This is a genomic window from Chitinophaga sp. MM2321 (assembly GCF_964033635.1).
In the GTDB taxonomy this organism is placed as follows: Bacteria; Bacteroidota; Bacteroidia; order Chitinophagales; family Chitinophagaceae; genus Chitinophaga.
The window spans coordinates 6,466,031-6,482,203 of the sequence record NZ_OZ035533.1; the positions used below are offsets into that span (position 1 = coordinate 6,466,031).

Sequence of the window (16,173 nt, forward strand, 5' to 3'; positions counted from 1 at the left end):
TATGAATAACAGGCAACTTTTTTTGCAGCATGTAGCACAAACTTCCGATGCCCCATTGGCACTGGAGATTGTAAAAGCAGCAGGCATGTATATGTGGGATACATCCGGCAAACAATACCTTGATCTGATAGCCGGTATCAGTGTGTGTAATGTGGGACACTGTCATCCTGCGGTGGTGAAAGCCATACAGGATCAGGCGCAACAATATATGCACCTGCTCGTGTATGGTGAGTTTGTACAGTCGCCACAGGTGGCCTTTGCCAGCTTGCTTACCCAGCATCTGCCTGAAAATTTAAATTGTGTATTCTTCACCAACTCCGGTGCTGAAGCGGTAGAAGGGGCCATGAAACTGGCCAAACGCTTTACAGGCAGAACAGAAATAGCGGCCTTTAACCGCAGTTACCACGGCTCTACACAAGGCGCATTGAGTATCCTGGGTGATGAATACTGGCGTAATGCCTATCGCCCGCTGTTGCCTGGCATTCAGCACCTGGAATACAACAGCTTTGCATCACTGGAACGGATCACGGAAAACACTGCCGCGGTGATTGCTGAAAGTGTGCAGGCAGAAGGCGGCGTAAACGTACCACAACGGGAATGGATACACGCACTTCGGGAACGCTGCGCTGCTACAGGCGCCTTACTGGTGCTGGATGAAATTCAGTGCGGCTTCGGGAGGAACGGCACCCTCTGGGCCTTTGAACAGCTGGGCGTTACACCCGATATACTGCTGCTAGGCAAAGCATTGGGTGGCGGTATGCCATTAGGTGCTTTCATCTCCTCCCGTGAAACGATGTGGACCCTCACCAATAACCCGGTACTGGGCCATATCACCACCTTTGGCGGACATCCGGTGAATTGCGCTGCCGGCCTTGCCGGTTTCAAAGCATTGCTGGATGCGCAGTTAATACAGGAAGTAAAGGCAAAGGAACAGGTGTTTTTACAACACCTCAGGCACCCCGCCATAAAAGCCGTTCGTTCTCTCGGCCTCATGATAGCCGTGGAAATGGAAAGCTTTGCCGCAAATAAAAAAGTGATCGACTATTGTATTGATAAAGGCGTGCTGACAGACTGGTTCCTGTTTGCGCCTGAATGTATGCGGATAGCACCACCATTGATTATTACGGAAGAAGAGATCATACATGCCTGCAAAGTGATTTGTGAAGGGCTGGATAATGCCTGACCTGTCACCTGCGGGTAGCATTTATCAGGAATTGAGGCGGCTCATTTTAAGGACAACCTGTCTGGCAAAAATTTCCAGGATATCATCTTCCTGAAATTTTATATGATAATAGTATTCACCCAGATCCGTCATTTCATGCAGGTTATTATTTTTTTCAAACCTGCCTCTGAAAAAAAGATCTAAAGTATTGCCTCCTGGCGGCTTTCCGGGGTTGAAGACGCAGTTCACAATGGTAGCCTGACTGAAAGTAACAATGATCTTATAGTCATCATTGATAAATCGCATTTCTACTTTTTTTTCAGCAGCGTTGCAGGATATTTTAATGCATTGATAGTCGTTGTGAAGGTCGTAATATTCGCCATCAATTTCCCCGTTTACCAGGGTTTCAAATAGTTCGGAATGCGTAATATCTTTCATAGTTAAAACTGAAGCTTAAAGCTGCCAAATACACCGAATCGTTTACTGGCTGCTTCATCGGGCAATGAACCCGGTGCTACGCGCCAGATGAAATCCACCCGCAGGAATTTGAAGATATTTTCAATACCGGTACCTACTTCAAGATAAGGATTTCCCTGTAGTGTTTTGAAAGGATAACCGTTATTCAGGTTGAGCTGTTTGTTGGATTCGGATAAGGAACCAATTACACCTTTGGCCGTCCAGAACTGGCGCCACTTCAGCTTCTTGATCAACGGGATGTAACCAAAAATACCATTCCCGATGGTGTGTTCCACGTTGAATCCTGCATATTGATCACTGAGGAACTCAAAGCGGTTCATCATATTGAACGCATACTTATTATAGTAATAAATTTCGTTGCCGGGATGTACTTCCAGCGAAGTATAAGGCACCGTGCCGAAAACTTTTCCACCAAAAACATTATAGTAAAGTGAACCGAATGGCGGCAGCTTAACGTAGTCGGATACACTGAGTGTCATCCGTTGATACTGCTGTCCGCTATTACCTATTCCGGGTATGCCCAATGCATATTTTATTTCTGTGATCGGGTATTTGCTGCCCAGGCTTACACGGTAGTAGTTGCCTTCCAGGAACTGTTCATGAAAAGCATAACGGAGTCTTAACTCTACTTCCGTTGTGGTGAGCGGATCACGGCCATTTGGCTCTTTGGGGAAGTAGGCTGCTGTAGGCAATGGTTCATAAGGCCGGGCCTTTTTATGGATCAGCGATACCTGGTGCGAAAAGCCACTGTAGTATTCTTTAAAAAACTCAACGCGCTTCTCTTCTATCAAAAGAAATTTTTGTGGTACACCACCTTTCCGGATAGCCAGCGTGAAAATATTATCGGTACCCACTTCATCATAATAGTGCGAGCCATTGTCGAGATCCTTTGTATAGGCGCCATAGACGTACATCCGCGGATGTCTTTTCAACAGCCATAAGGCAGACATTTTTCCTTTATACACCTGATCTTTAAAACCATAGGCAAGATAGCCATAGAGATAGAGATCCTTATTGAATTTAGGTGTGGTGCCGAGGTCGAGCCGCAAACGGAAACCTTCCAGCCTGTTTTGTGAAAACAGGTAATAGTAAGGACCCCACTCTATTGGTCCGAATGGCTTATAGCCGGTGGCCAGAAACCGGATGGTGTTGGAATATTTCTGGAACAGGGGCATACGTTGCAAGGTATCTATCATCTTATAAATACCTACTTCATTTTTATTCAGGTCTTCCGGGCGGTTATCATCCCAGAAGGCATCTTTCCGGTCGCGTGCACTATCGAGAACAACTACACTCTCCGGATATTTTTTATCATGGAAGATGTTGGTCGCGGCGGTATCATTGGTGACGACACTATCATAGCTAGTGGTTTTCCTACCAATGAATTCAAATGTTTTTCCCGGCCTCGGGCTGGGTGCCCAGAAGTCGGCAATAAATTTATCTTTATACAGGAACCAGCTGCTATCTTTCAACTGGCGGAACTCCTGTACCATACTGACTTTGTGTATAAAGTTGATATTGGCATCCTTTGGCACAGATAAAGTAGTTTTCTGCACGGCGTAGGTAGTGTCGTGTACCCACAGGTCGCCAATAAATGTATTCTCTCCTTTTCGTTTAGGCGTAAAGTTTAGTTTGATGAAACGCTGGCCGCTCACATATTGCGTATCTGCAATTTTATAATCGTAGTAAAAAGCGCCGTTGTGATGAATAGGGCTTACAAACTGTTTATCAAATACCGGGATGAAATTATCATACACATTTACGTTCTGGTACATCGCACCGAGGAACTTGGTTACGCTTTCATTGTCGATGCCGGAAGTGCGGGCTGCCTTAATAATTTCTTTTGTTTTGCGCGGATTAGCCTGGTAATAATAATCAGACAGCGATTCGGTGAGGAAGATGGGTAGAAAGGGTTTGTCTTCCGAAGTACTGTCGATATTATCAAGAATAAAAGCGAATGGTTTGGTGAAGCGGTTCTTTGATAGTTTATCCTTGTTCAGGTTTTTCATATCCAGTTCCAGCTTATTATACACCTCGTATTTATAATTATCGAGACGGTTATAATTATTTTCCGGTTTATGTTTTACGATCTGTTTCAGGAGAATAAGCGCGAAGTTTACGTTGGCTTTTATTTCATATGTTTTGAGAGAAACATCGGAGCGGGTAACTTCAAAATCGATGGTTTGTTCTTTCTGTTCCCGGCTGACCGGCATTTTAAGGATGGTATACCCCATTACCCTTACCAGTATTGAATCTGATGGGATAACATTTAATTCAAACAAGTATTTACCTTCCGCATTGCTCACCATACCTGTTTGCGTACCAACAAACTGTAGCGTGGCGAAAGGGATGATTTCCTGAGAGTGGGCGTCCCTTACAACTCCGCTAACCTTATACTGCTGCGCCATCAATCCCGAACAACAAACACTTACGCCAATAATTACTGCTAATATTCTTTTCCAACCAAGCATATCTGACAACAATATTAGATTATTTACTGCTAATCTGTATCGAAGGTATCCTATAGGTAACGCAGTTATAACAAAAAATTATATTTTAAAATGTGATATTTTTAAGTAGCTTTGTAGCGCAAAGTGCTTTTTTGTATGACAGACGATCAACAACATCTGCAAACGTTAAGTGACATCAGGAAATTGATGGAACGTAGCAGCCGCTTTATCTCTCTCAGTGGGCTGAGTGGCATCTCTGCCGGGATCAGTGCGCTGATAGGTGCTGGTCTGGCGCATACCTGGCTGGTGGACTACTATCACCGGTGGGATGCCAGTGGTGTATATAATGATGCGGACTATGCCTCGCTGAAGTTTCGCCTGGTTGTACTGGCGCTGTGTGTGCTGGTGGCAGCTTTATGTGGTGGCACCTTTTTTACCTGGCGCAGGGCAAGACGGAATAATCTTCCTATCTGGGATGTTACCGCGCGTAAAGTGTTGGTGAACGTAGCTATTCCGCTGGCGGCCGGTGGTGCTTTTATAGCAGGACTGCTATATAATCACCTGGAGTCATTGGTGGCGCCCAGTTGTCTTGTTTTTTACGGATTGGCGCTGATCAATGGCAGCAAATATACTTTACCGGATGTGCGTTACCTGGGCATACTGGAAGCGTTACTGGGAATCGTTAACCTGTTCTTTTTGCGGAAGGGCTTGTATTTCTGGGCTGTAGGGTTTGGTTTGCTGCACATTATTTATGGTGCATTGATGTGGTGGAAATATGAAAGGAAAGGGGGAGCTTTCAATCAATAACATGAATCCAATCGGTAATTTAAATAAGATTTTTGAAAGCCGTATACGCCTGGGCGTTATGAGCATATTGATGGTAAACAATGAGATCAATTTTAATGATCTCAAACAAATGTTGGAAGTAACAGATGGAAATCTGGCCTCCCACCTTAATACGCTGGAAGAAAACGGTTATATCAAAGTATACAAAGGGTTTATTGGCCGCAAAACCAATACCACCTATGCTATTACGGCTACTGGTGAGAAAGCTTTTAAAGGACATCTTATTGCATTGGAAAATATGATCAAGTTCACAAAATAATTTTTTTTGTCTTTACACTTTGAAATACAAAGCACTTTTAAATCTTACAACCATGGAACCTTCCACTACTGTTTCTCCTTCTTTCTTTGACCGACACCTCTACGCCTTGAAAGCCCTATTCATTGTATTTATGGTACTCATATTGCTGATACCCGCCAGTATGATTCAAGACCTTATCTGGGAGCGCCAGGAAAGGCAGAAAGAGGTCACCAGCGAAATTACCAGCAGATGGGGGGCAGCGCAGAACATTACCGGCCCGGTACTCGCTATTCCTTACACCGTTGCCTCAAAGGGTACTACAGCCTATGTATACCTGCTGCCCGAGCTTCTAAAGATCAATGGTGAATTGTTGCCCCAGAAACTTAAAAGAAGCATTTTCAATGTGGCGGTATATGACGCCAAAATGCAACTGAGCGGCACTTTCAGCAAAGAAGCCCTGGCGAATATCGATGTTCCGGCGGCCTCGCTCCGATGGGAGCAGGCCGCTTTGCTCATCGGTATCAGCGATTTGCGTGGTATCGACAACCAGGTACAAATGACCTGGAACGGTAAATCGTATATGTTTAACCCCGGCGTGGTCAGCACAGACCTGTTTGCCAGCGGCATTCAGACGGCGGTGCCGCTTAATCCCGCCGATACCGCCGCCATGGCTGGTAACTTCACGCTGGAATTGGGTGTAAAAGGCTCCGAGAGGATCAGCTTCTCTCCTGTAGGTAAAACCACTATGGTGAACATCAATTCCAGTTGGCCCAGCCCCAGCTTCGATGAGGCCTTTCCGCCCAAAGTACGCCAGGTGGATGACAAAGGATTCAACGCAGCCTGGCAAATACAGCACCTGAACCGCAACTATCCCCAAAGCTGGGCAGGGAACAAATTCGACATCCATTCCGCCGATTTTGGGATCAAGCTTTTTATGCCCGCGGAAAGCTATCAGCAATCCATGCGCGCAGTTAAGTACGCCATCCTGATCATCGGGTTAACCTTCTTTATCTTTTATTTTATAGAATTATCACAGCGCCGCGCCATTCATCCATTGCAGTATGCCCTTATCGGGTTAGCCCTTTGTATTTTTTATACCCTGCTGATATCCATATCAGAACAACTTAACTTTGTCCTGGCCTATGTTATTTCCAGTGGGCTCACCATCGGCCTGATCACCATATATACCGCCAGCGCCTATAAAAGCAGCCGTATAGCTGCAGGGATTGGCAGTACTTTGGTACTGTTATATGGATTTATTTATGTGATCATCAGTGCGGAAGACCAGGCGCTGCTAATGGGCAGCCTCGGACTCTTCATCATCCTGGCAGTGATCATGTATTTCAGCAGAAAGATCAGGTGGGATAATTTATCACAAACTACAACACCAGTAAACTAAGTATCGATCATGGGAAATTCTTATATCAGCAGACGGATAGCCAGTTTCGGATATGCATTCAGCGGCATTGCAGCTTTCCTGCGCAGTGAACCACATGCACGCATACACGCAGCAGCCACTTTGTTCGTAGTGGCCGCCGGCTGCTGGTATAAACTTTCCCCTCCCGAATGGATCTGGATCGTCATGACCATCTCCCTCGTTTGGATCACTGAAATGTTTAATACTGTTGTAGAGAAAATAATGGATCACCTGTCGCCACAACAACATCCAAAAGTAAAATGGATCAAGGATGTTGCGGCAGGCGCAGTACTGGTGGCAGCTATGGGAGCTGTTATAACGGGCGCGCTGATCTTTATTCCACATATTTGTTAACAAGCCTGTGCCATCCCTGTACTATTTATTAAAAAAAACAGCCGTATGCGATTGAAAAGAACCGTCCGATTATTACAGCTGCGCATCAGCCGCAACCAACAGGAATTTACTTTATATGCTTCTATTCTGTTTAGCCTGTCATTATTATTGTTTCGTATAGCCCATACCGGTAGCTACCTGCGTGCATCACTTGCGTGGAACCTTTTCCTGGCTTTTATTCCGTTTGCCATCACCCGCAGAATGGAAAAGCGCCCGCAGGAAATCAGCAACCGGTATAACTGGTACGGCTACTTTATTGTGTGGTTATTGTTCATCCCCAACTCACCATATATCCTCACAGACCTGTTCCATCTTTTTGATGGCGGCGTACCTTTATGGTTCGATCTGTTCGTTATTTTCTCTTTCGCCTGGAACGGTATGATGATGGGATATATATCTATCCGCAGTATGGAAAGGATGTGGAGTACCCGTCATACCCGCTGGCCGGCATGGCTCTTTACTTTTCCGGTAATGTTCCTGTGTGCAATGGGCGTGTATATTGGCAGGTACCTGCGGTATAACAGCTGGGATGTGGTAAAAGATCCGTTGACGTTATTGGGAGATGTGGGAGATATTCTGTTGCATCCCTGGGAAAACCGCAGCGCCTGGGCATTCACGCTGTGTATGGGTATCTTCCTGAGTTTAATGTACCCCCTTGTAAAGAAGCAACAACCTAAGATTTAGAGATTTATTGATTTACGAATGTAGGAATTTGAAATGCAGTAAAGATTTTCGCGTAAATATCCGCTGCATTTCAAATTCCTACATTCGTAAATCAATAAATTCCTAAATTTTAAAAATCTACGCCCATACCAAAATACCAGATGGGGCCACCGCGGAAGAAGCCTACCATAGGCCAGCCTGCATCAGCGCGGAGGAAGTAGCCTGCAATGGTAGTGCGGGCACCAAAACCATAACCACCTACGAAGGGTCCGAGGAAACCTTCTTTTACGCGGGTAATTACACCCGTACCATCATCATAATTGGTATAGTTGGCGTCTTTAAAGCTCAGTTTTTCATTCCAGGCCGTGCCTATATCCACGAAGCTGGTTAACTGGAAATTGCGCAGGAATGCGGAGTTGATCGGCTTATCAATAAAAGTGGCAAACACCGGTAAGCGAAGCTCCGTATTTATCAACATCACATTGTTACCATTTTTCGCATTCTGTTTGTATCCACGGAGGTTTTCCGCGAGTGTCTGGAACGCATAGTTCGCACTTGTGTTTACCGGGTTGTTCAGGTTGATCTGCGGATTTAACCAGTTGTCAACACCACCCAGGTAGTACAGCAATTTGCGGGTACCCCAGGACAGATCAGCAGAGAAGCGGGTGGCCCAGATGAAGTTGCGGTATATTTTTTCGTAGTGCCGCACATCAATACCCATATTATAGGTAAACCTGCCGTTGGCTGCCGGAGAGCCGCTGTTAAATAATTCATTCAGACCGCCATTCGTCAGCTGGGAATTGATTTCGCCATAAATTTTATAGCGGGTACCATTCCAGATGTTGATAGCCGGGTTAATGGTATTATCATACACATATTCCAGTCTGCCTAAAATGTAACTTTCTTTATAGTCTTTCGCGTACAGCGATGGCTTGTCGATTGCCTGGATCACCAGCTTATCGGTACGGTAGCCTAACTGCAAACGCACACTTCTCACCTGGTCAAACGGATAGCGTATTTCACCCTGGTAAATGTTGGTGATCATTTTTGTAGGGATGATATATAAGCCGTTTGAGTCTACCACGGGGATACCGCTGCTCTTGTCTACCTTGCGGTAGTAAGTGAGTTTGTAATCAAAACGTTTCTTCAGATAGGAAGCGTTGAAGAAGTATTCAGAGCCCTGCAGGGAAGACGGAATACGGAAACCGCCATTGAACTTAATATCTTCAAACAAATCGCTTACGCCTATACGAATTAAACCATTCACCGGATCGGTCAGGCGGATAGGCCCGCTGGGCTGGCCGGTAAAAGGCTGGTATTTATTGATGAGTACCGAGTTATCCAGTTGCAGGATCAGGTAATCGGACGCAAATTTGAATTTATAAGGGAATAGTTTCGATTTCTTCAGGGTCTGTTCCTTATCTCTCCTCCCCTCAAATAATGACGAAGATTCCGTTACAGCATGACTGGTATCAGCAGGTTCGTTGCCAAATTCATTCTGGAAGAAGTTAGGATGCGAAGAGGTATCCCTTGGTATGGTATTATACGTAGGAAGACCTAAACGCAGGCTGTCCGCATGCATCTCTGCCTTTCTGAAATTGGTAGCGCGTGCGGTGATATTCCTTTTCTTGAGTGCGTTGGTATCTACTTTCAGCTTCATCAGCCGTTTTACGTCTGCATATGCTACCACTTCAGATACTTCTCCCTGCTCGCCGGTAATCCTGGATTCCTGGATGCCGTAAGGATAGTTGGAGATCGGGAAAGAGTACGTAGAGTCGTTGGTGATAGTGATCGCTTCCACAGAATCCGGTGCGGAGGTACCGTAAGCAGCCAGGGCTGAATCCAGTTCCTCTTTTTCGGGGTTATGCAGAATTTCCGAACCTACATAGAACAGGGAGTCTATACCTGCACTTTGTGATTTGAAGAAACCGGCATAACGGTTACGGATACCGTTGGCATCAGAAACAAAGGTAAAGTGGGTGGTATTGTATTGCATGGGCAGTCTGGCGTCTCCGTATTGGAGGTTGGTCAGCTGGGTGATTTGTTTTTCAGAACTTTTGTTCCAGTTATCTACCATGAAGATGTTGAACGGCCGGCCAGGGAGAGACGTATCGGTACCTCTTCCTTTTGGTGAGGGCCTGTTGGAAGAGTAGATGATCCCGCTTTTACCCGGGAACGCCGCAAAGGACGGGTCCAGGTCGTCATACACATCGTTGGTGATCTGGTCTGTTTTGTAGTTGCTGATGCTATAAGTGAAAATATCGGTATGTCCGTTTTTGATGGCCGACAGGAGCAATGTATTTTCTTGTACCGGCATGTATTTGAAGTCCACGACGCGGTCAAACTGATGCAGATCCTGACGTATAGTCGTGTGCGATATCAGGTCATAGATCATCAGTTTTGTTTTGCCTTCGTGTTCGTACACAATGGCGAGGCGGTTGCCTTTTGTGTTCCAGGCCATGAGTGGATAGTTGGGGTCCACCTGGTTGGCCAGTTGTACAACGCCGCTGCGCAGCAACACTTTAGGCTTGTTCCAGCCCAGCTGGATCTGTACGCGGTACACGCCTTTCCTGAATTGTACGACTGCATAGGAGTTGTTTTTGGGGTTGGCATTGAAGCGATAGTAGTCGGATTTTCCGATTTCCTGTGCAACAATGGTGCGGCCTTTGGCAGAAGTTTTCCTTCTACGATTATCTTCTGCAAATCTTTTCTGATAAAATAGGAAGAAGTCCTGGGTAGCTTTTTTAGGGCTTTGATTCAGTACCTGGTCGAAACCTTTTTTAAGACCCCGGTTAATACGGGTGATATACATGAGGTAAGGCACGGCGTCCTTTCCATATTTACTTTCCACATAGTACCAGAAAGCCTGGCCTGCCAGGAGCGGGTTTTCATAGGCCAGCTGGTTGAAGTTCCTGTATTTGCCGGAGAGCAATACCGCTTTCAGTTCCTCATCCTGTTTGGCGGTCCAGTTTTCAGCTGCATAGCCGATGAAGCCGTCGGTAAACCATTTCGGGAAATCTATTAAGGCAGCATTACCGGCAAATTCGCCGATGTCTTCACCAAATAACAGGGTTTCCAGCAAAATACGGGCGATACCCTGCCGGATCTGCCGGTGCAGGTTTTCGTGGTTACCATCAAAATAAACGATCATTTTGTTACCTACCAGTTTGGTAACACCGCCGGTATTCTGCCATTCCACGCCTATACCGATGTTGGATTGCTTCATCTCCCCGAAGCTGTTATAGACCACAATATTGATACGCTGACGGGGGTTTGTTTCCATAAACTGCTCTATCGAGGGCAATTCCTTTTCGGCCACCTGGGCTGCATATTTCCCTAATTCCAGCCCATTCTGGCTAAAATAGGTGTTGAAATGGCGGCTTTGATAGTATCTCCACTTGAAATTTTTGAACTGAACGCGATTTTGTCCGAATTCGACTGTATTGGTTTGAGCTTGCGAAACTATCGTTCCAAGTAATAGGGCACTGTGGAATAATAACCTGGTAATAAATCTGTTCATACAGAAAGTATTGATAATATTGTGATCTGTTTAAAATTAGCTAAAAATCAGGTAACAATGATCGAAATACAACAATTCACTTTTGGTCCTTTGCAGGAAAACACCTACCTGCTTATTAACGGAAAAAGGGAATGTATAATTATAGACCCGGGATGTTATTTTCAGGACGAAAGAAAAGAATTATTACAATATATACAAACAGCCGGGTTAAATGTTATAAGATTATTGAATACGCACTGCCACTTTGATCACATCTTCGGCAATAAACTGGTGTCTGAAACGTATAAGGTACTCCCTGAAATACACGAGGCGGAACAGGGGATCCTGGACCGTTCCCAGCAGGCTGCTGCCACGTATAACATTCCTTTTGACCCTTCACCTATGCCTGGACGTTACCTCGTAGCGGGTGAAAAGATTCCGTTCGGCGAACATGAACTCGAGGTTTTGCTGACTCCCGGCCATTCTCCGGGCAGTGTTTCTTTCTACTGCGCCGACCAGCTATTCGTGATTGGCGGCGATGTCCTCTTTTACCAGAGTATAGGCCGTACAGACCTTCCCGGTGGTAACCACGCAACTTTGCTGCGCAGCATCCGTGACCAACTATTCGTGTTACCGGATGATGTCAGGGTATTTCCCGGCCACGGACCAGCAACCAGCATCGGCTTTGAAAAGAAAACGAATCCATTTTTAGTGTGATCCTTTCAGAAAATTTACGGATTTTGGAATTTTGAGATTTCGGGGTTTTGTTTCCAAACGATACTGCATTTGGAAACAAAACCCCGAAATCTCAAAATCCGTAAATCCGTAAATTTTATTTTATGTACTTCCCTATGTACGGCAGCCGCGCAAATTCTTTCTTCTCCATCCGGAAAATAAACCAGGCATAAGCCAGGAATAAGCCGGTAGCTACTGCGAGGGAAGACGGTTTGAGGGCATAGATGTCTTGTGGCGACAGCACCCTGACATTGAGCCAGTTGAATAAAAGATAGATCAGTACTGCCAGCCCCACATAGGTAATGAGTTTGGGAAGATGATATGGGATGGGATAATGTTTTTGTCCCCATACATAACAGATCACCATTTGTACAAAATAACATACCATGGTGGCCAGTGCAGCGCCGTAGTAACCCATTAGAGGAATCCACCAGTAATTGAGCCCGAAAGCCAGCACAGCTGTGATGATCGTGATGACGGCGCCTGTTTTGGTGCGATCCGTTAGCTTAAACCAGATGGTCAGGTTATAGTAGATGCCCAGGAACATGTTGGCCAGCAACAGTACCGGTACAATACGCATCCCCTGGTAATAGAAGGGTACGCGGAGGAATATCTTCCATATATTCAGGTACAGGCTTACAAAAAGGAACATGAAACATAGCATGATCACAAAAAGCTTCATGATCCGGGCGTACATCTTCTGCGGATTCCCGCTTTCGGCCTGTTTAAAAAAGAAAGGTTCGGCCCCTAACCGGAACGCCTGTATGAACATGGTAATCAGGATGGCCAGTTTATAGTTGGCACTATACAGTGCGATCACCTCCTTTTTGGCTTCCATATCGTTGCCGGGAAGGAACTGGGGTAAAAACCAGGCCCTGTCAAAGGTTTCATTGACCATACCGGCCATGCCCACTATAATCAGCGGCAGGGCATAGTGTACCATCTTTTTCCACAGGACGGTATCAAACTTCCATTCAATGGCCCCGATCTGCGGGAGGAACAGCACCAGGGTAAAGGCGCTGCCCAGCATATTGCTCAGGTATATGTAGCCCGTCTGGTCGCTGCCGTTCTGTAAATCGGGCAACCAGTGATGACCGGCTGCATACAGCTTGGGACAGATCACCAGGAAAAAGACGTTGAAGAATATCGTGGTCAGGATGCCCGCTACCCGGATGGCGGCATAGCGTACCGGTCGGCCTTCCAGCCTGAGCTGGGCAAAGGGGATGGCGGTCAGTGCATCAAAAGCCATCAGCAGGATCACATAAGTATAAAATGTAGGATGCCCGTTCAACCCCGCCAGTTCCCCGGCATAGGAATTAATGACCGGCTGTTTTAATAATAATAGCAGAATGGTAATAGAAATAGTGGAAAACAACAGCGAGATGGTGGAAGTACCCAGCACATGCGCCTTGTTCTCCTTCTTCGCAAACCGGAAGAAAGCAGTTTCCATACCATAGGTCAGCACAATATTGGCAAAAGGGATATAGGCATATACGTTAGACATCTCCCCAAAAGATGCCCGCGTAAGAATACCCAGATAAAAAGGCGTAAGGAAATAATTGAGCAACTTGCTCACTATATTACTTAAACCGTAGTAAACTGTTTGTCCTGCCAGTTGTTTGATGCTCAATAGCGTATATTTTAGCTGTATGCTGTGTTACTGTATATTTTAATGCAAATTAAACCAAAGACCAGGATTATAGGATGATAAGATTTAAAAGGATGGGTGTTTTGTTGTTTGATTTAAAAAACGAGCTGCGATAGCAGTTGTTGGTGATCATTACAAACAACAAAACACCCATCCTTTTAAATCCTGTTAATCCATTAATCCTGGTCTCCGGTTTTGTTTCTTCTCGGATAGCCGTTTTTTAAACTGGATCCGCTTTTCTACCATCGCTTTGGAAGGTTTGGTAGGTACCCGCTTTTTGCGGGGTATTAATGCTTTATTGATAAGATCATTTACTTTATAGATGACTTCATGTTTGTTGCCCAGCTGTGTGCGGGCTGTTTGCGATTTCACCAGCAGTATTCCTTCCGCATTGATGCGGTTGGAGAGCTTTTCCATCAGCACATTTTTTTGTTCAGGGGTTAACAGTGCAGAGGCCATGATGTTGAAATAGGCTTCCACCATTGTTTCCACCTTATTCACATTTTGTCCGCCGGCGCCGCCGCTGCGGGCTGTGCGGAATGTGAGTTCGGAGGTAACATTGATATTCATTGTATTGTTATTTTTTATAATATTAATAATGCAAATTGGACAGCAATTTATTAAAATCCGGCCAAACCCACACCGATGAACATTTTAATACGGTATAATGACTGTGGTATAAGTCCGGATATCTTTAGGGATTTCATTAATTTTCCGCTGAAAAGATATTTATATGAGAGCAGTTATACAGCGTGTTACCCAGGCATCCGTAACCGTAGACGGCGTTATTACCGGCGAAATTCAGCTGGGGCTGCTGGTATTGCTGGGCATTGAAGATGCAGATACTCCCGAAGACATCAGCTGGTTGAGCAGCAAGATCGTAAACCTGCGCATCTTCAATGACGATGCGGGCGTAATGAATGTATCACTGAAAGATATCCACGGAGAACTGTTACTGGTAAGCCAGTTTACCCTGCACGCTTCTACGAAGAAAGGAAACCGGCCTTCGTATATCCGTGCCAGTAAGCCCGATGTGGCTATTCCCCTTTATGAAAAAATGATTGTACAGCTGGAACATGATATAGGAACAACCATCCAACGGGGGATTTTTGGGGCAGATATGAAAGTGTCTTTACTCAATGATGGGCCGGTGACCATTATTATTGATTCACAAAACAGAGAATAAGGGGCTGCAATGCGCCCAATCTGTTATCTTTAGTATATAAAAATGAATCCATGACCATACAGGAAGCACAGGAAAAGATAGATAACTGGGTTAACACCACCGGGGTGCGGTATTTCAGTGAACTGACCAACATGGCTATTCTCACAGAAGAAGTAGGAGAAGTGGCCCGTGTAATGGCCCGCCGGTATGGTGATCAGTCTGCCAAAGAAAGCGATAAAAAGAGAGAACTGGCAGATGAACTGGCGGATGTAATGTGGGTGGTGCTTTGTATCGCAAATCAAACCGGCATTGATATGACGGTGGCGCTGGAGAAAAATTTTGATAAGAAGAATACCCGCGATGCCAACCGGCACGTCAATAATCCAAAACTAAAATAACCCTTGTCTCCCCAACACTGCAGTAAAAGGCCGGTGCACGCTTTTTGCTTCCTTTGTTTAAAATAACCGCTATGCAAAAAACCGGAAAAGTAAAAATTTACTGGCAGGTGCTGAAGCAGTCCGGCAGCGATTTTATGGATGATAAAGTGCTGAAGCTCAGTGCTGCATTGGCCTACTATACTATCTTTTCAGTGGCGCCTATGCTCATTATTATCATTTTTTTATGTGACCTGTTCCTCGGCAAAGAGGCCATAGAAGGCAGTATTTACGGGCAGATCCAGGGAATGGTAGGCAGTGAGGCCGCAGCGCAGATCCAGGCTATGATCCGCAATGCAACCCTTTCCAACGATATGAACTGGGCCACCATCGTGGGTTTTATAACGCTCATCATTGGCGCCACCGGGGTGTTTGCAGAAATACAGGACTCCATTAACTATATCTGGCGGCTGAAATCAAAACCCAAAAAGAATGGGCTGTTACGGATGCTGCTGAACCGCCTGCTTTCCTTTTCGCTTGTCATAAGTATGGGTTTTATCCTGTTGGTATCACTGGCTATCAACGGTCTGGTAGAGCTTTTTCAGGGACTGCTGGTGCAGCTGATCCCAACAAAAGCCACCACCACCATCATCCTGTATGTGGCAGACCTGGTAGTGCCGTTTACCGTTATCACCATCCTTTTTGCCATCATTTTTAAAGTACTGCCCGATGCGCGTATCAAGTGGAAAGATGTGATGGTGGGCGCTGTTACCACCGCCATCCTGTTTATGCTGGGTAAATTTGCCATCGGATATTATCTCGGCGCCAGCAAAGTTGGCTCCGCATACGGTGCCGCCGGTTCCATTGTCATCATCCTGCTTTGGGTATACTATTCCGCAGCCATCCTGTACTTCGGGGCAGTATTTACCCGCGTATATGTGCAGTACTTCGGAAAAGAAATTTATCCGAATGATTATGCCGTATGGATTAAGCAGATTGAAGTGCCACATGAGGAAATGGAAAAGCCGGAGGAAGGTTAGTATTTGTTAATCATCTCCCTATAAATATAAAAATAATTACAACCATATTTTCAAAATTGGCATTTA

The 16,173-nt window shown here is 45.5% G+C and carries 15 protein-coding genes; 10 read left to right on the forward strand and 5 right to left on the reverse strand.

Annotation, left to right across the window (positions count from 1 at the left end; translation table 11 throughout):
• Position 1 precedes the first annotated feature (1 nt).
• Positions 2–1,183 (forward strand): aminotransferase class III-fold pyridoxal phosphate-dependent enzyme, encoded by a 1,182-nt coding sequence (locus ABQ275_RS25465; protein WP_349315967.1) that lies wholly within the window; start codon positions 2–4, stop codon positions 1,181–1,183.
• 24 nt (positions 1,184–1,207) lie between these two features.
• On the opposite strand, the gene ABQ275_RS25470 is transcribed toward ABQ275_RS25465, so the two are convergent.
• Complete coding sequence (locus ABQ275_RS25470) at positions 1,208–1,600, reverse strand: hypothetical protein (RefSeq protein WP_349315968.1); 393 nt, start codon at positions 1,598–1,600, stop codon at positions 1,208–1,210.
• A 2-nt stretch (positions 1,601–1,602) separates the two neighbouring features.
• Positions 1,603–4,110 carry a DUF5686 family protein gene (locus tag ABQ275_RS25475; protein ID WP_349315969.1) on the reverse strand — a complete coding sequence of 836 codons (2,508 nt, stop codon included), beginning with the start codon at positions 4,108–4,110 and terminating at the stop codon, positions 1,603–1,605.
• Between the two features lie 135 nt (positions 4,111–4,245).
• Between ABQ275_RS25475 and ABQ275_RS25480 the strand changes: the two genes are divergently transcribed.
• The 5 genes from ABQ275_RS25480 to ABQ275_RS25500 are packed head-to-tail and all read left to right on the forward strand — an operon-like array spanning position 4,246 to position 7,667.
• The gene (locus ABQ275_RS25480) at positions 4,246–4,896 is read left to right on the forward strand and encodes a hypothetical protein (protein ID WP_349315970.1); all 651 of its coding nucleotides are present in this window, start codon (positions 4,246–4,248) and stop codon (positions 4,894–4,896) included.
• Between the two features lies 1 nt (position 4,897).
• Positions 4,898–5,194 carry a transcriptional regulator gene (locus ABQ275_RS25485; protein WP_349315971.1) on the forward strand — a complete coding sequence of 99 codons (297 nt, stop codon included), beginning with the start codon at positions 4,898–4,900 and terminating at the stop codon, positions 5,192–5,194.
• A gap of 52 nt (positions 5,195–5,246) precedes the next feature.
• Entirely contained in the window at positions 5,247–6,572 is a 1,326-nt protein-coding gene (gene creD / locus ABQ275_RS25490) for a cell envelope integrity protein CreD (RefSeq protein WP_349315972.1), read from the forward strand.
• 9 nt (positions 6,573–6,581) lie between these two features.
• A complete protein-coding gene (locus ABQ275_RS25495) occupies positions 6,582–6,944 on the forward strand; it encodes a diacylglycerol kinase family protein (protein WP_349315973.1) in 363 nt (120 codons plus the stop codon).
• 45 nt (positions 6,945–6,989) lie between these two features.
• Positions 6,990–7,667, forward strand: coding sequence for a DUF1361 domain-containing protein (locus ABQ275_RS25500; protein WP_349315974.1), 678 nt, complete (start codon positions 6,990–6,992; stop codon positions 7,665–7,667).
• 109 nt (positions 7,668–7,776) lie between these two features.
• Here ABQ275_RS25500 and ABQ275_RS25505 read toward each other — a convergent pair whose 3' ends face one another.
• A complete protein-coding gene (locus ABQ275_RS25505; protein ID WP_349315975.1) occupies positions 7,777–11,166 on the reverse strand; it encodes a hypothetical protein in 3,390 nt (1,129 codons plus the stop codon).
• 57 nt (positions 11,167–11,223) lie between these two features.
• Between ABQ275_RS25505 and ABQ275_RS25510 the strand changes: the two genes are divergently transcribed.
• Positions 11,224–11,862 carry an MBL fold metallo-hydrolase gene (locus ABQ275_RS25510; RefSeq protein ID WP_349315976.1) on the forward strand — a complete coding sequence of 213 codons (639 nt, stop codon included), beginning with the start codon at positions 11,224–11,226 and terminating at the stop codon, positions 11,860–11,862.
• Between the two features lie 115 nt (positions 11,863–11,977).
• On the opposite strand, the gene ABQ275_RS25515 is transcribed toward ABQ275_RS25510, so the two are convergent.
• Together ABQ275_RS25515 and arfB are read right to left on the reverse strand one after the other, a co-directional pair.
• Positions 11,978–13,510: a polysaccharide biosynthesis C-terminal domain-containing protein gene (locus tag ABQ275_RS25515; protein WP_349315977.1), complete on the reverse strand. Its 1,533-nt coding sequence runs from the start codon at positions 13,508–13,510 to the stop codon at positions 11,978–11,980.
• Positions 13,511–13,696: 186 nt separating this feature from the next.
• Positions 13,697–14,098 (reverse strand): alternative ribosome rescue aminoacyl-tRNA hydrolase ArfB, encoded by a 402-nt coding sequence (gene arfB / locus ABQ275_RS25520; RefSeq protein WP_349315978.1) that lies wholly within the window; start codon positions 14,096–14,098, stop codon positions 13,697–13,699.
• 163 nt (positions 14,099–14,261) lie between these two features.
• On the opposite strand from arfB, the gene dtd reads away from it, so the two are divergent.
• From dtd to ABQ275_RS25535, 3 genes are all read left to right on the forward strand, one after another.
• Complete coding sequence (gene dtd / locus ABQ275_RS25525) at positions 14,262–14,714, forward strand: D-aminoacyl-tRNA deacylase (protein ID WP_349315979.1); 453 nt, start codon at positions 14,262–14,264, stop codon at positions 14,712–14,714.
• Between the two features lie 50 nt (positions 14,715–14,764).
• Positions 14,765–15,091 carry a nucleotide pyrophosphohydrolase gene (locus tag ABQ275_RS25530; RefSeq protein ID WP_349315980.1) on the forward strand — a complete coding sequence of 109 codons (327 nt, stop codon included), beginning with the start codon at positions 14,765–14,767 and terminating at the stop codon, positions 15,089–15,091.
• A 71-nt stretch (positions 15,092–15,162) separates the two neighbouring features.
• Positions 15,163–16,107 carry a YihY/virulence factor BrkB family protein gene (locus ABQ275_RS25535; RefSeq protein ID WP_349315981.1) on the forward strand — a complete coding sequence of 315 codons (945 nt, stop codon included), beginning with the start codon at positions 15,163–15,165 and terminating at the stop codon, positions 16,105–16,107.
• Positions 16,108–16,173: the final 66 nt, after the last annotated feature.

What these genes read in the sequence shown, in the direction of transcription:
- ABQ275_RS25465 (WP_349315967.1), top strand. Translation starts at nt 2, where the DNA reads ATGAATAACAGGCAACTTTTTTTGCAGCATGTAGCACAAACTTCCGAT.
- ABQ275_RS25470 (WP_349315968.1), bottom strand. Translation starts at nt 1,600, where the DNA reads ATGAAAGATATTACGCATTCCGAACTATTTGAAACCCTGGTAAACGGG.
- ABQ275_RS25475 (WP_349315969.1), bottom strand. Translation starts at nt 4,110, where the DNA reads ATGCTTGGTTGGAAAAGAATATTAGCAGTAATTATTGGCGTAAGTGTT.
- ABQ275_RS25480 (WP_349315970.1), top strand. Translation starts at nt 4,246, where the DNA reads ATGACAGACGATCAACAACATCTGCAAACGTTAAGTGACATCAGGAAA.
- ABQ275_RS25485 (WP_349315971.1), top strand. Translation starts at nt 4,898, where the DNA reads ATGAATCCAATCGGTAATTTAAATAAGATTTTTGAAAGCCGTATACGC.
- creD (WP_349315972.1), top strand. Translation starts at nt 5,247, where the DNA reads ATGGAACCTTCCACTACTGTTTCTCCTTCTTTCTTTGACCGACACCTC.
- ABQ275_RS25495 (WP_349315973.1), top strand. Translation starts at nt 6,582, where the DNA reads ATGGGAAATTCTTATATCAGCAGACGGATAGCCAGTTTCGGATATGCA.
- ABQ275_RS25500 (WP_349315974.1), top strand. Translation starts at nt 6,990, where the DNA reads ATGCGATTGAAAAGAACCGTCCGATTATTACAGCTGCGCATCAGCCGC.
- ABQ275_RS25505 (WP_349315975.1), bottom strand. Translation starts at nt 11,166, where the DNA reads ATGAACAGATTTATTACCAGGTTATTATTCCACAGTGCCCTATTACTT.
- ABQ275_RS25510 (WP_349315976.1), top strand. Translation starts at nt 11,224, where the DNA reads ATGATCGAAATACAACAATTCACTTTTGGTCCTTTGCAGGAAAACACC.
- arfB (WP_349315978.1), bottom strand. Translation starts at nt 14,098, where the DNA reads ATGAATATCAATGTTACCTCCGAACTCACATTCCGCACAGCCCGCAGC.
- dtd (WP_349315979.1), top strand. Translation starts at nt 14,262, where the DNA reads ATGAGAGCAGTTATACAGCGTGTTACCCAGGCATCCGTAACCGTAGAC.
- ABQ275_RS25530 (WP_349315980.1), top strand. Translation starts at nt 14,765, where the DNA reads ATGACCATACAGGAAGCACAGGAAAAGATAGATAACTGGGTTAACACC.
- ABQ275_RS25535 (WP_349315981.1), top strand. Translation starts at nt 15,163, where the DNA reads ATGCAAAAAACCGGAAAAGTAAAAATTTACTGGCAGGTGCTGAAGCAG.